The sequence below is a fragment of the Paenibacillus sp. CCS19 genome (assembly GCF_033239625.1).
Classification (GTDB): Bacteria; Bacillota; Bacilli; order Paenibacillales; family Paenibacillaceae; genus Paenibacillus_T.
This window is the reverse complement of the sequence record NZ_BTCK01000063.1, coordinates 17,903-31,369: the sequence shown is the minus strand read 5'-3', so window position 1 is coordinate 31,369 and position 13,467 is coordinate 17,903. Positions and strand designations below refer to the sequence as shown.

Below are 13,467 nucleotides of genomic sequence, written 5' to 3'. Positions count from 1 at the left end.
TCAGTTTTCAAAGAACAATTTCGACAACTTTTACATCTTATCAGATGTTAATCAGTGTGTCAAGCATTTCTTATTCATCTTGTTTCGACAACGTTCATCATTGTATCAGATGATTGCGTGTCGTGCAAGCATTTATTTATTTCATGTCTCGCTGTTGTTCAGCGGCGACTTTTATAATATATCACAGGCGATCAGCCCATTGCAAGCACTTTTTCAAATTGATTTTCAAGTGAATTTGCAATGCTCAATTGCTGTGTCCCGTCCACAAGACGAGGCCCTTAATTTATCACAACGCCTACGACCAGGTCAACCTCACCAACCAATGACCTTAGAATAATACAGCTTTCAAACCAGCTATCAGCGCCACCCCCGGAAGACCAAGCACCATCACCGTTCCAACGGTCGTTACATTAAGCGGGATTTCCCATCCGCTAAGCAGGCCAGAGTAATTAACTGCATACAGCGCAAGCGCAGCGAGTATAAGATGCAGCGCGAATCTGCGGAGAAACTCAAGAGAATTGCGATTCCTAAACAGAACAATAAGCAATGACAGCGAGGAAACAACCAGTAATGCTGTCCAGAACCATTTCATCGTTCATCACTCCTTGTCCATGCTGGCCAATTTACATCCTTGAGCGCCTTTGCTCGTCTAACAAGCATAGAATACCTCTGCTCCGCTGCCATTAAGTAATACACGGCATAATCGACCTCATCCTGCTCCACGGCATATTGAAAAAATCGAGTTGCACTTAGCCAGCTTTTGCGCGCCTCGTCAATATCGATCTTCAGATCCCACACTTCTTGAGACACTTCACGCCGTTTCTGCTTGTCCAATGCTTGATCATTCTTCTGTCCCCACCATTTCAACCTCATATATATCCCCTCCGCTCGTCCATACTTGCTCAACACAATGTATGAACACTAGCCAACGCTTAGAACGCAAACACAGAGGGTAACTACTTCCACGATGCGATAAAATAAAAATGCCGCACCATCCTTAACGGACAATGCGGCATTTAATAATAAATTAAGCTATTAATTAAGCTCCCGACGACCCTCGAGCGCCTTCGACAACGTCACTTCGTCGGCGTATTCGAGATCGCCGCCGACTGGTAAGCCATGCGCGATACGCGTAACACGAATGCCGAAAGGCTTGACCAATCGAGAAAGATACATCGCCGTTGCTTCTCCCTCAATGTTGGGATTAGTTGCGAGAATCAATTCTTGTACGCGTTCATCGCTTAATCGCTGCAGGAGCTCCGCAACACGAATTTGATCCGGCCCGATCCCTTCCATTGGCGATATCGCACCTTGCAATACGTGATAATAGCCCTCAAATTCCTTGGTACGTTCCATCGCAACCAAATCCTTCGATTCCTGCACGACGCAAATCACAGATCGATCACGCGTATTGTCTTGGCAAATTCGACATGGGTCCGTATCTGTAATGTTGCAGCAAACCGAACAATAGCTAAGATTCCGTTTGACACTGACAAGCGCTTTGGCAAAATCGATCACATCGTCCTCTTGCATGCGAAGCACATGAAACGCAAGCCTAGCGGCAGTCTTCGGACCAATGCCCGGCAGCCGAGTGAAGGCGTCGATCAATTTGGCTATGGGCTCAGGATAATACATGAGCGTTCTCTCCTCTATAAGCGGCAAACGGCCTGTCGGTCGCGGTATGCGGGTCCGACAGGCCGCCTGTCATCCTAACATTAGGCACATCTTCTACTCTTAGAACAGGCCAGGAATTTTCAGTCCGCCCGTGTATTTGCTCATATCTTCGTTAGCCAGCTCTTCCGCTTTCGCGAGCGCATCGTTCACAGCCGTCATCACGAGATCTTGAAGCATCTCGATGTCTTCTGGATCTACTACCTCTGGCTTGATGTTGATCGAGAGAATTTGCTTGTGGCCGTTAACTTGTACGGTTACAACACCGCCGCCCGCCGTTCCTTCGATCGTCTTCGTGCCGAGTTGTTCTTGCGCTTTGAGCATTTGCTCTTGCATCTTCTTCACTTGCTTCATCATATGCTGCATATTTGTCATATCATTCACCTCGTGAGAATTATAAGATATCGCCGATAACGCTATTCTACCTAATCGGACTTGAGTTCGACAAGCTGGTCTCCAAACATTTTATATGCTTCTTCGACCCATTCTGGTTTGGACGCTGGTTCATCATCAGGTTCAAGCTGCAAAGTCTCAGCTGTTTCCTGTCGAGCGCCGCCCTCAGCTGCAGCCTGCCAATCCTTCATCATGACAGTCGCAAGCCGAATCGGTCTGCCGAACACTTCCCGCAGCACATGTTCAATGAGCTCGCGATTGGCCGGCTTCTCCGTCGTCTCCCGATGCATCATGCTCTTGAAAGCAACAAGCACCGTTTCGTCCGCAGCAGAGACAGGGTCTCCATCAACCAGCCAGGCATGGACGGTAATCTTCGCATCCTTGACTCGTTGAAGCAGCTCTCCCCACCGCATCCGAATTTGTGAAATGGCTTGCCCGTTCATCGCCGCTGCAAAAGGCTCCAGCTTCGGCTTGCCGATCGAGGCCGTTCCGCCTGTAGAACCAAAAGCTCCTCGCGCTGCACCGCCGCCACGTCGGTTCGCATTGCCAGCATTGGCTCCAGCCGCTTCACCCGCACCAGCTGCAGCAACTCCGTTGCGAAGCAGCTGCTCAAGCTTGTTCTCGAGCACCTCCACTTGGCGCTGCAAACGAGTGACTTCGCCACTAGCAGCCGCTCCTGTCTGCGAACCTCCAGAGGATGCTCCTCCGCCGGATGCAGCATTCCGCTCGACTATTTCACCTTGCTCATTCATCGTACAAAGCTTCATCAGCGCAACCTCAAATAACGTTTGGGGCTGCAGCGCATGCTTCATGTCAGTCTGATAACGGTTCAATACGTCGATCATGCGGAATAACCGTTCAGCTGTGAAAGCCTGAGCCATCTCACGGAAACGCTCGTCATCCACGATGCGTTCAGTGGATGCACCAGCCTGCGGCGCCAGCTTCAATACGAGAAGATCACGGAAATAATAAATAAAGTTCTCCATGCACTTCTCTGCGCTCTTGCCTGCTTGCATCAAGCCTTCGACAAGCGGCAGGATCGCGCCCGCATCCCGGTCTCGAACAGCTTCGGCTAATTGAGCGAATTGATTTGCAGCCAATCCACCTGTAACATCTACAGCACCTTCGAGCGTTATCGACTCGCCGCCGAAAGCTGCCGATTGTTCAAGCAGACTGATCGCGTCACGCATACCGCCCTCGGACAGACGCGCAATATAAGACAACGCCTCTTCCTCAGCTTGTATACCTTCCTCCTGGCAAATGAGACGAAGACGCTCGGTCTGTTCCTCGAGAGATACTTGTCTGAAATCGAACCGCTGACAACGCGATATGATTGTCGGCAGCAGCTTATGCGGCTCCGTCGTTGCCAAGATGAAGATGACGTGACCCGGCGGCTCTTCTAACGTCTTCAAGAGTGCATTGAATGCCTCGGTCGTCAGCATATGCACTTCATCAATAATATACACTTTATATCGAACTTCGGACGGGGCGTAACGAACTTTATCACGGATTTCGCGAATCTCGTCAATCCCGCGGTTGGAAGCGGCATCAATCTCGATGACGTCCATGACCGTGCCAGCAGTAATCCCCTGACAAGCAGCACATTCATTACACGGTTCCGGCGCCGGTCCTCGTTCGCAGTTGACGGCTTTGGCCATAATCTTGGCAGCACTCGTCTTGCCTGTTCCGCGAGGTCCATTAAACAAATAGGCATGCGAAACGCGATTCTCGCGAATCGCATTCTGGAGTGTCTTGATAATGTGCCGTTGTCCGACCATGTCATGGAACGTCTGGGGACGCCAAGCTCGGTATAAGGCTATGTGAGACATGCGGACCCATCCTCTCTACGATGACATTTCGATCCGATTATTCCATTATACACGAACCCAAGCAGCAACAAAACAAACATATTGCACCTTATCATTCATGTGTAACAAACAATAGATACAAAAAATCCGGCCCGCGCATCATGGTATGCAACCATTCAATGCGCAGCCGGATATGGCTCTTATATAAGTAGGTACCGTGCACCTACTCCCGATACATGCGATCCGAGTGGCACCTTTGATTCCAACTCGAGTCAGGCACTCCCCCAACACATGAACGTGTCTGCTTACGGCTGCTTCCTTCCGGACCTGACCGGGTTCACAGATGCCCATTGCGAGGGACCCAACTGTCAACATTGTTCACAAAGACCAAACCTCGCAGTGCATAACCTCAAGTAGGAATTCAACCTCGCTACAGCGGATTGCGAGTTACAGGGCACCGCTACCTCCCCGTCTAGCACGGTAAAACTAAGTATAGACGATTGAAACCCAAAGTGCAACCTCTCGGGAAAAGTTACATAATTTAATCAATTAAGGCGTCACTCGAACATCCACTTCATATCGAGGCATGTTCTGCTGAACGACTGCGGACGCCTTCTGCTTCAACTGTTCGCGCTCAGCGGCATTCAAGCCCGGACTTGCATCGATCGTTACCGTAAGCCGCGAGCCATCAACGACGGTGCGCGAACGTTCAATTCCCTTCAGCTCGCGCAGCTTCTGATCGACGAAGTCTACATCATTCTTAATCGTCAAGCTGTGCGGCGAGTTGGGTAGCGATGGATTCGTATTCGTTAATCCCATATAACCGTCATGGCCATAATGCTGCACACGCATTTTGTTGTCATACTTGCCACTGCCTCCGCCGCAGCCTGCCTCCAGTACGATAAGCGCGACAGCGAGCAGCCCGATAACAAGCTTGCCACTTGCTCCATTGCGTATACGCGAGTGAGCGAATCGACTCAAGAACATAACAAAAAACCTCCCTTTAAACCATAGGATGGCTGAGGGAGGTCGTTGTATTCTGCCAATTTGAGACAGAATATTAGATGCCGTATTTCTTTTTGAACTTGTCCACACGACCGCCTGCATCGATAAACTTCTGTTTACCAGTGAAGAACGGGTGGCATACGGAACAAATCTCGACACGAAGATTCGATTTGATCGAACCCGTCTCGAACGTATTACCGCAAGCACACGTTGCAGTCGTTACATGGTACGTTGGATGAATACCTTGTTTCATCTCGTTCACCTCTTTCCGCCCTGGATTACATGCGAATCCAGAGTAAGTAGCACATACAACGGTGATTATAGCACGTGTCATTCGACCTGCGCAATGACATGTATATCCTATGTCAAGCTTATGCCGAATAATCTGGTTATTGCTGCTATTTGCCTCTAAGCTTATCCGGTGGAATATGCGTATAAGAACCGATCACTACATCCGGGCATTCATCGCGGAAAATATCCATCATCTGCTTCATGCCGTAAATCTCGCCCTGCGGCTTCGGAATGAGCTCCAGATAACTCTCAGGATCGATGTTCAGGTTCCGCATCTGGATCAGCTTCAACCCTGTCCGCTTGACGAAGCCGATCATCGCTTCGATCTCTTCCTCACGGTCCGTTACACCTGGGAAAATCAAGTAGTTGATTGAGGTGTACACGCCTTTATCCGTCGCATACTTGAGCGATTTCTCTACGTTCTTGAGCGTATAGGCACGCGGTTTGTAGTACGCATTATAATGATCATCCAACGCGCTGATCGTACTGACGCGCATGAGATCAAGACCTGCATCAACGATTCCGCGAATGTGATCCGTCAGACCCGCGTTCGTATTAATGTTGATAAAACCATTCGAAGTGCGGCTGCGCACTTCTTTGATAGCCTCAATAATGATCTTCGCCTGTGTGGAAGGCTCGCCTTCGCAGCCTTGCCCGAAGCTGATGATCGCATCCGGCGTAATGAGCTGTTCCATCATTACTTGCACAATCTCTTCGACGGTCGGACGGAAGTTCATCCGCGTCTGCGGCGCTACAAAACCGCTGTCGTCAGGTTGTTCCGAGATGCAGCCATAGCAGCCTGCATTACAAGAATACGAGACCGGAACTCCGCCTTCCCACCGCTGCAGGAATGTATTGGACGAAGTCAGACACTCGTAACCAAGCGCACAGTTCGATAAATGCTTATAGAGACGGTTCTCCGGATACTTTGTCGTTAGCAGCTCTACGCCACTGGCTACATCACGACGATCGCAGTTGAGCGGATTCCACCGTTCCGGATCGTCCGTAGCCTCAGCCGCAACATAAAACTGGCCATCCTTCCATACGACAGCCGTATAGCCAAACAGCGGGAACTTCTCATCTTTATTCGTTTTCACGTAAGATGGAATATTCAATCGGGTATAGCCTTGCGGCATCAGCGCGCCTACCGCTTGCACATCCCCTGGCAGTACCGCCATCGTTCCTTTCTTCGGGTCCAATCCGATCGGCCGCGTATGCGGCAAACCAACCAGCGTTGCACCTTCAGGCAGCGGAATAAGCTCATCTTCCATTAGTTCAACAACCATATCTCCGCTGCGTCCAAGACCAATCCAAGTCGGATGGTCATATACGTTGCCATCAGCGTCTGCATAAACAAGATTCATGCTGTCCTCCTACAAGAGGGTTCGGCTAGCCGAACCCGACTTCGCAAAGCGCGTGTTCACATCGTTCGGTTTTTCAGCGAAAACGGACTTTGTGAACGACCTTTCAAACAAAACCATTGCCCAACGTTCTATTCACGCGGTGAAGTTGCGGTCGAGCGAGCCTGCGGCCTGCGGCCTACACTCGTGCCCCCGCTGCTTCCTGCCGTACTCGTTCCTGAATGAGATGATCCGTTCGAGAATGAAGAGGTGTCGAGCGACATAAGGAACTCCTCATTCGTCTTGGAATCAGCGAGTTTCTTAAGGAAGCTGTCCACGAACTCCATCGAATCGTTCATGCTCTTACGGATCGCCCACACTTTGTCGAGCTCTTCCTTCGTCAGCAGCATTTCTTCGCGACGCGTACCCGAACGACGAATGTCGAGCGCCGGGAAAATACGACGTTCTGCCAACCGGCGGTCGAGATGAAGTTCCATGTTGCCTGTGCCTTTAAATTCTTCATAAATGACGTCATCCATGCGGGAGCCTGTCTCGATAAGAGCCGTAGCCAGAATCGTAAGGCTGCCTCCCTCTTCCACGTTGCGCGCCGAACCGAAGAAACGTTTCGGACGATGGAAAGCGGCAGGATCAATACCACCGCTGAGCGTACGTCCCGACGGCGGAATAACAAGGTTGTAAGCACGAGCAAGCCGTGTAATGCTATCGAGCAGAATAACGACGTCTTTCTTACTCTCGACAAGCCGAAGCGCACGTTCAAGCACAAGTTCGGCTACTTTGATATGATTCTCCGGCAGCTCGTCGAAGGTCGAAGCGACAACTTCCCCTTTGACCGAACGCTGCATATCCGTTACTTCCTCTGGGCGTTCATCAATAAGCAGCACAAAAAGCTCAATGTCTGGATGATTGTTCGAAATGCTATTGGCGATCTCCTTCAGCAGCAACGTCTTACCTGCCTTCGGCGGAGCTACAATCAAACCACGCTGCCCGAGACCAACTGGGGCGAGCAAATCCATTATCCGAGTCGAGAGCTTGTTAGGGGCTGTTTCCAATACCAGTTTCTTCTCTGGGAAAAGTGGAGTAAGGGCGGGAAAATGAAGACGTTCTGCTGCAGTTTCCGGGTTTTCACCGTTGACCGCATTAACTTGGAGCAATCCGTAATAACGCTCGTTTTCTTTGGGCGGTCTGCATTTGCCGGATACGAGGTCACCTGAGCGCAGATCGAATCGACGAATCTGAGACTGCGATATATATATATCCTCGTTGCTGCTTGAATAATTGATCGGTCGGAGGAATCCGAAACCGTCTGGCAAAATGTCCAAAATGCCCTGCATGAAGAAAAATCCGCTTTTCTCCGCTTGCGCCCGCAATATCGCGAAAATAAGTTCCTTTTTCTTAAACTGTCCGTAATAAGGGATCTGATACTGCTTCGCCAGCTTGTACAGTTCCGTTAATTTCAACTCTTCTAGATCAGCGATCTGAAGATCGGCCATAGTCTCACCACTCTATTCGATTTTGCTTACAAGCATTGCCTGAAAAAGTAGGCGCTATTCCATCCGAATTCAAAATAGCGCCGCTGTCCAAGTATCCCACTACTATTTATCGTCAGGAGTCGTCTCCCGCCAAATATCTGCACCTAACCGGCGCAGGTTTTCTACCAAATTATCATAACCGCGATCAATGTACTCGACGCCCGTCACTTCTGTAATGCCATCCTTAACGGTTAGGCCAGCGATAACCAGCGCGGCGCCTGCCCGCAGATCGGTTGCATGCACTTTGGCCGAGCTGAGCGGACCACCCTCAATAATTGCGGAGCGACCCTCCACTCGAATATTGGCACCCATAAGCGCCAGTTCCGGAACATGCTTGAATCGATTGCCATAGATATAGTCGGATAATACGCTTACACCACTCGCCTGCGTAAGCAGGCTTGTCATCGGGGACTGCAGGTCGGTTGCAAAACCAGGATACACGAGCGCTTTAACATCCACGGGATGATAAGGCTGGTCTCCGCTAGTAATGCGAACCGCATCATCCAGCTCTTCGACGATCGCTCCAATCTCGCGAAGCTTAGCCGTAACCGCCTCCATATGCTTCGGAATAACGCCCTCGACCGTCACGTCGCCCCGCGTTGCAGCAGCCATGATCATGTAAGTGCCCACTTGGATACGGTCCGGAATAATAGAGTGACGGCAGCCGTGAAGCGAATCGACACCTTCGATACGAATCGTCTCCGTTCCTGCCCCTTTAATACGCGCGCCCATGGCGTTCAGCAGTGTTGCTACATCTATGATTTCAGGCTCTTTAGCCGCATTTTCGATAATTGTGGAGCCCTTGGCTCTGGAAGCCGCAAGCATAATGTTAATCGTCGCGCCAACGCTGACGATATCCAGGTAGATTTTCGCCCCGCGCAGTTCTTTCGCCGTAATGCGCATTGCACCATGCTCATTCACAACTGTAGCGCCAAGCGCTTCAAAGCCCTTGATGTGCTGATCGATCGGTCTTGGTTCAAAATTGCAGCCGCCGGGCAGACCGATAACAGCCTCGCCGAAACGTCCCAACAATGCCCCCATCATGTAATAAGACGCCCGCAGCATCTTCACTTTGCCGTTAGGCATCGGTACCGACTTCAGCTCGGACGGATCAATGCGGATGACATCATCTTTCCGCTCAACGACTGCGCCTAGGTCCCTCAATATCTCGCTATATACAGCAACGTCACTTATCGCCGGCAAATTATCTAATACAACTTCCGATTCTGCCAAAATGGCAGCGGGAATAAGCGCCACTGCGCTATTCTTCGCCCCACTGATCTGTACTACACCATGAAGCGGACGACCGCCTCGTATCATCAATTTCTCCATGCCTTTAACTCGAACCCTCCCCCGTCAGAAAGCGAACAAATACAGCGAATAACGACATCGACCGCTTAAGAGGAACTTTAATGGAAATTACCCCTATGAATATGGCGAATCTCCCCTGGCGAATCACTTATGATCCGCTGCAGGAGAGACTTTCGCCTGACAAGCATAAGGAGGGCGATTAGCCCTTCCTTCGCTGGAGCACCGCTCCATTATGGTCGATCCGTCCATCCCGGACGGTCGTTCGGTTTAATGGTTTCGAACGTTACGCTTGATTGCTGCTGCCGAACAGACGGATTTTTTCTTAAACGACTTCTCTTGCTTCTATGCGAACTATACGTCATATCATTATTCATCATATCACTGGTGCTAGGACACACTGATTCAGTATATCACAATGCACTCGAATATGGTAAATGGATTGTAGCACAGCAAAAAAGGACCTATCAACTAGGTCCCAATCGGCGTACGGCTATTCAAATCACCACGGAGCTGATGATTAACAGCAAATCGAAGCTCATCAATATCGAACGGCTTCGTAAAATGCATCAATGCTCCTAGATCGCGCGCTTCATTAATGATATCGAGCTCTCCGTATGCGGTCATCATAATCACTTTGATATCGACATCGATCGTCTTGATATGACGCAAAATCTCGAGTCCGTCCATCCCTGGAATCTTCATATCGAGAAGCACCAGATCAGGACGCTTAGCCCGAACAATCTCCAGTGCAAGCTTACCGTTGGAAGCTTGGTAAGTCTCGTAGCCTTCGCTGCTGAATACTTCCATCAACAGCACTCGGATTCCATTCTGGTCATCGACGATCAATACTTTGTTGTTCTCCACTTCCCCGCCTCCTACAAAACCTCGGACCTGGCCCGATAATTCCATTTTTTATATTTTACAATACTATTCGCATCTCGTATCCTATTTTCCTTCCGTTTTTTCAAAAAAAGGAATTACATGTGTTGTTAGATTTTGAAGAAGAACAACAAACCAGTGAAAATCACGCCAAAGACGGTTCAACTATTCACCTTATTCCAACAAAAAAAGACAAAAAAATCCGCCTATGCACTCCGTTAGGATGCATAGGCGGTATTAGAACGTAGTGCTTATTGGTTCGAATAGTTCAGCGCTGCGCGAACGAATCCGCGGAACAGCGGCTGCGGACGGTTCGGACGGGACGTAAACTCCGGATGGAATTGCACCGCCAAGAACCATGGATGGTTCGGAAGCTCAACCATTTCGATCAGACGGCCATCAGGGGACGTACCCGAGAAGACGAGACCGCTTGTTTCGATGCGCTCGCGGTACTCATTGTTGAACTCGTACCGGTGACGGTGACGCTCGTACACGAGCTCGTCGTCGTATTCCTTCATGCCAACCGAACCTGGCAGAAGCTTGCACGGATACAGACCAAGGCGCATCGTACCGCCCATATCTTCGATGTCCTTCTGATCTGGCAGAAGATCGATTACCGGATATGGCGTAGAAGGATTGATCTCCGAGCTGTTCGCATCGTCCAAACCACAAACGTTACGTGCATACTCGATTACCGCAACTTGCATGCCGAGGCAAATACCGAAGAACGGCACATTGTTCTCGCGGGCATAGCGGATCGCCGCTACTTTACCCTCGATACCACGGTCGCCGAAGCCGCCTGGAACGAGAATGCCGTGCACGCCTTGCAGCAGATCAGCTGCATTGCGGTCCGTCACTTCTTCTGCGTTGACCCAGCGAATGTCGATATCGGATTCAAGCGCGATGCCTGCATGTCCAAGCGACTCAACGATCGACAGGTATGCATCATGCAGCGCAACGTATTTGCCGACGATTGCGATCTCGGTCTTCTTATGCAGCGACTTCACACGCTTCACAAGCGCTTCCCACTCCGTCATGTCCGGAGGCGTCGTCGTCAGCTTCAGATGGTTCACAACGATATCGTCGAGACCTTGCTCGCGAAGCATGAGCGGCACTTCATACAGCGTCGAAGCATCGCGGCATTCTACAACAGCGTTCGCATCCACGTCGCAGAATTGCGCAATCTTGCGTTTCATGTCGTCCGGCAGTTCTTGCTCCGTACGGCAGACGATCACGTTCGGTTGAATGCCGATGCTGCGCAGTTCTTTGACGCTGTGCTGCGTCGGCTTCGTCTTCATTTCGCCTGCTACTTTAATATAAGGAATAAGCGTAACGTGGATGTACATGACGTTATCGCGACCGATGTCGCTCTTGATCTGGCGAATCGCTTCCATGAACGGCAAGCTTTCGATATCGCCAACCGTACCGCCGATTTCCGTAATGACGACGTCAGAGCCCGCTTCCTTGCCTGCGCGGAAAATCCGATCTTTGATCTCGTTCGTGATGTGCGGGATAACTTGAACCGTACCGCCCAAATATTCGCCGCGGCGTTCCTTCGAAATAACGGTCGAATAAATTTTGCCGGTCGTTACGTTGCTGTTCTTCGACAGGTTAATGTCGATGAAACGCTCGTAGTGCCCCAGGTCAAGGTCCGTCTCCGCGCCGTCATCCGTTACGAATACTTCGCCGTGCTGATAAGGGCTCATCGTACCCGGGTCAACGTTAATATAAGGATCAAATTTCTGAATCGTTACTTTAAGACCACGGTTCTTAAGCAGTCTGCCAAGAGATGCCGCCGTAATGCCCTTACCAAGAGAAGACACGACGCCGCCTGTTACGAAAATGTATTTAGTCACTGTACCAATACCCTCCAAGCTCCTATGTTAATGTTTAGGTTTGCCTAATCTCGCGCGAATCAGCGCTGTATGCTGCAAAGGAATGCCGTCCAAATTATGGAACAAAGATGATTGCCTCACGAGAAAAAGGTTTCGCCGTCCGATAATCGGACGGCGTCCTATGTTAGTTGGCAAAATAAAAAAAGTGACACCCGTGTCCACGGGGCACTTTCGTTCTCGTAGATATACAAGTTGTGACGATAGTAAGAACATCACAACGCGTGTACGTTAACAAATTCTTATCCTTCATCAGAAGCCCATGCAATAGTTTACCTTCTGGGAGAAGGCCTGTCAAGTAATCATCAAAGGCAAGATGAAACGTCTGCAGCCCGCTTCCGGGAATTAAAAAAGCGGCTTCGTACGCCCATTGGTAGGGAGCACAAAGCCGCCGCCGCGATTAGTTATCGTCGTCGTCATCCTCGTCGCCGTCGTCAGCATCGCCGTCGAAATCGTCGCCTTCGTCTTCGCCGAGTTCTTCACTCTCCGAATCCTCTTCGATCTCTTCGTCGTCGATTGCCACGTCTTCATCGACTTCCGCTTCTTCTTCGTTCTCTTCGAAGTTCTCGCGGTCCTCATCGTAGGAATCGTAATCGTCCTCATCCGCTGTGTACGATTCTTCTTCCTCATCCGCGTAAATATCCTCATCGTCCAGATCGTCATCATCGTTAATGATGCGAGGACGTTTGGCATTCGTAATCGGATCTTCGTTGCGCTCGATCGGATACCAGCGCTTCAAGCCCCAATTGTTGCTGCCGACACACGCAAAGCGTCCGTCAACGTTGATCTCTGTATATACTTGCGCAATGACATCATTAATCTTGTCCGGATCCAGTTCGCGGATCTTAGCTATCTCCATCATCAAGTCCCGATAATACATCGGGGTGTTGGTTGCTTTCAACACTTCGAATGCCAGGTCCACCATCGGCATTTCTTGAATCTGCTCGCGGTCCCATTTTGCGGCGAAATCGCTGCTCATCCTGACCCATCCTCCCGCTACCTCAATATCGTCGAAAACCCGTTCATTTACGATTGTTTCCGTATCAACCTATAGTAAAACCTATTTCCATACAAAATGCAAGCTTATAAGCTCGTCCACGCGCAAAAAGCGAAGGGCATGCCCCCTTCGCTTTGACTGTATCCTTCCGGTCGGGGTGTCTATGTTCCGCCTTCCGGGATGATAAGAGACCTTCATTGGCTCTTACACCATCCTATGTCCTGTTCCGCTTTTTGACACGGTTTCAAGCCTAATTATATGAAAAAAGGTCACTTGCTCATACGGGTCTTACCGCTCGTTCATACAATACTGCAGCATCGTCGTCGGGAG

The 13,467-nt window shown here is 50.1% G+C and carries 14 protein-coding genes and 1 other RNA gene; 1 reads left to right on the top strand and 14 read right to left on the bottom strand.

The window, feature by feature from the left end; all coding sequences use genetic code 11:
* A partial coding sequence (locus SBI19_RS27215) for a hypothetical protein (protein WP_317972673.1) occupies nucleotides 1-337 on the top strand: 337 nt, incomplete at its 5' end.
* On the opposite strand, the gene SBI19_RS27210 is transcribed toward SBI19_RS27215, so the two are convergent.
* From SBI19_RS27210 to rpoE, 14 genes are all read right to left on the bottom strand, one after another.
* Complete coding sequence (locus tag SBI19_RS27210; protein ID WP_317972672.1) at nucleotides 329-592, bottom strand: pro-sigmaK processing inhibitor BofA family protein; 264 nt, start codon at nucleotides 590-592, stop codon at nucleotides 329-331. The two genes, SBI19_RS27215 and SBI19_RS27210, sit on opposite strands and share 9 nt — an antisense overlap.
* Nucleotides 589-873, bottom strand: coding sequence for a DUF2508 family protein (locus SBI19_RS27205; protein ID WP_317972671.1), 285 nt, complete (start codon nucleotides 871-873; stop codon nucleotides 589-591). Before SBI19_RS27205 ends, SBI19_RS27210 begins: the two co-directional genes overlap by 4 nt.
* Nucleotides 874-1,035: 162 nt before the next feature.
* Complete coding sequence (gene recR, locus SBI19_RS27200; RefSeq protein ID WP_317972670.1) at nucleotides 1,036-1,635, bottom strand: recombination mediator RecR; 600 nt, start codon at nucleotides 1,633-1,635, stop codon at nucleotides 1,036-1,038.
* Between the two features lie 99 nt (nucleotides 1,636-1,734).
* On the bottom strand, nucleotides 1,735-2,046 hold the full coding sequence (locus SBI19_RS27195) for a YbaB/EbfC family nucleoid-associated protein (RefSeq protein ID WP_317972669.1): 312 nt from the start codon (nucleotides 2,044-2,046) through the stop codon (nucleotides 1,735-1,737).
* Between the two features lie 50 nt (nucleotides 2,047-2,096).
* Nucleotides 2,097-3,893 (bottom strand): DNA polymerase III subunit gamma/tau, encoded by a 1,797-nt coding sequence (dnaX, locus tag SBI19_RS27190; RefSeq protein ID WP_317972668.1) that lies wholly within the window; start codon nucleotides 3,891-3,893, stop codon nucleotides 2,097-2,099.
* Nucleotides 3,894-4,087: 194 nt separating this feature from the next.
* Nucleotides 4,088-4,353: signal recognition particle sRNA large type (gene ffs / locus SBI19_RS27185), an RNA gene on the bottom strand.
* A 68-nt stretch (nucleotides 4,354-4,421) separates the two neighbouring features.
* Nucleotides 4,422-4,859, bottom strand: coding sequence for a hypothetical protein (locus SBI19_RS27180; RefSeq protein WP_317972667.1), 438 nt, complete (start codon nucleotides 4,857-4,859; stop codon nucleotides 4,422-4,424).
* 73 nt (nucleotides 4,860-4,932) lie between these two features.
* On the bottom strand, nucleotides 4,933-5,130 hold the full coding sequence (gene rpmE / locus SBI19_RS27175) for a 50S ribosomal protein L31 (RefSeq protein WP_006039625.1): 198 nt from the start codon (nucleotides 5,128-5,130) through the stop codon (nucleotides 4,933-4,935).
* A gap of 145 nt (nucleotides 5,131-5,275) precedes the next feature.
* The gene (locus SBI19_RS27170) at nucleotides 5,276-6,532 is read right to left on the bottom strand and encodes a radical SAM family protein (RefSeq protein WP_317972666.1); all 1,257 of its coding nucleotides are present in this window, start codon (nucleotides 6,530-6,532) and stop codon (nucleotides 5,276-5,278) included.
* 128 nt (nucleotides 6,533-6,660) lie between these two features.
* A complete protein-coding gene (gene rho / locus SBI19_RS27165; protein ID WP_317972665.1) occupies nucleotides 6,661-8,019 on the bottom strand; it encodes a transcription termination factor Rho in 1,359 nt (452 codons plus the stop codon).
* A gap of 102 nt (nucleotides 8,020-8,121) precedes the next feature.
* Nucleotides 8,122-9,390 (bottom strand): UDP-N-acetylglucosamine 1-carboxyvinyltransferase, encoded by a 1,269-nt coding sequence (locus SBI19_RS27160; protein ID WP_317972664.1) that lies wholly within the window; start codon nucleotides 9,388-9,390, stop codon nucleotides 8,122-8,124.
* Nucleotides 9,391-9,837: 447 nt separating this feature from the next.
* Complete coding sequence (locus SBI19_RS27155; RefSeq protein WP_317972663.1) at nucleotides 9,838-10,233, bottom strand: response regulator; 396 nt, start codon at nucleotides 10,231-10,233, stop codon at nucleotides 9,838-9,840.
* A 266-nt stretch (nucleotides 10,234-10,499) separates the two neighbouring features.
* A complete protein-coding gene (locus tag SBI19_RS27150; RefSeq protein WP_317972662.1) occupies nucleotides 10,500-12,104 on the bottom strand; it encodes a CTP synthase in 1,605 nt (534 codons plus the stop codon).
* A gap of 436 nt (nucleotides 12,105-12,540) precedes the next feature.
* On the bottom strand, nucleotides 12,541-13,119 hold the full coding sequence (gene rpoE, locus SBI19_RS27145) for a DNA-directed RNA polymerase subunit delta (RefSeq protein ID WP_317972661.1): 579 nt from the start codon (nucleotides 13,117-13,119) through the stop codon (nucleotides 12,541-12,543).
* Nucleotides 13,120-13,467 lie beyond the last annotated feature (348 nt).

Coding starts and splice junctions, on each gene's coding strand:
- SBI19_RS27170 (WP_317972666.1), bottom strand. CDS start 6,532: ATGAATCTTGTTTATGCAGACGCTGATGGCAACGTATATGACCATCCG.
- rho (WP_317972665.1), bottom strand. CDS start 8,019: ATGGCCGATCTTCAGATCGCTGATCTAGAAGAGTTGAAATTAACGGAA.
- dnaX (WP_317972668.1), bottom strand. CDS start 3,893: ATGTCTCACATAGCCTTATACCGAGCTTGGCGTCCCCAGACGTTCCAT.
- recR (WP_317972670.1), bottom strand. CDS start 1,635: ATGTATTATCCTGAGCCCATAGCCAAATTGATCGACGCCTTCACTCGG.
- SBI19_RS27210 (WP_317972672.1), bottom strand. CDS start 592: ATGAAATGGTTCTGGACAGCATTACTGGTTGTTTCCTCGCTGTCATTG.
- SBI19_RS27160 (WP_317972664.1), bottom strand. CDS start 9,390: ATGGAGAAATTGATGATACGAGGCGGTCGTCCGCTTCATGGTGTAGTA.
- rpmE (WP_006039625.1), bottom strand. CDS start 5,130: ATGAAACAAGGTATTCATCCAACGTACCATGTAACGACTGCAACGTGT.
- rpoE (WP_317972661.1), bottom strand. CDS start 13,119: ATGAGCAGCGATTTCGCCGCAAAATGGGACCGCGAGCAGATTCAAGAA.
- SBI19_RS27205 (WP_317972671.1), bottom strand. CDS start 873: ATGAGGTTGAAATGGTGGGGACAGAAGAATGATCAAGCATTGGACAAG.
- SBI19_RS27195 (WP_317972669.1), bottom strand. CDS start 2,046: ATGACAAATATGCAGCATATGATGAAGCAAGTGAAGAAGATGCAAGAG.
- SBI19_RS27180 (WP_317972667.1), bottom strand. CDS start 4,859: ATGTTCTTGAGTCGATTCGCTCACTCGCGTATACGCAATGGAGCAAGT.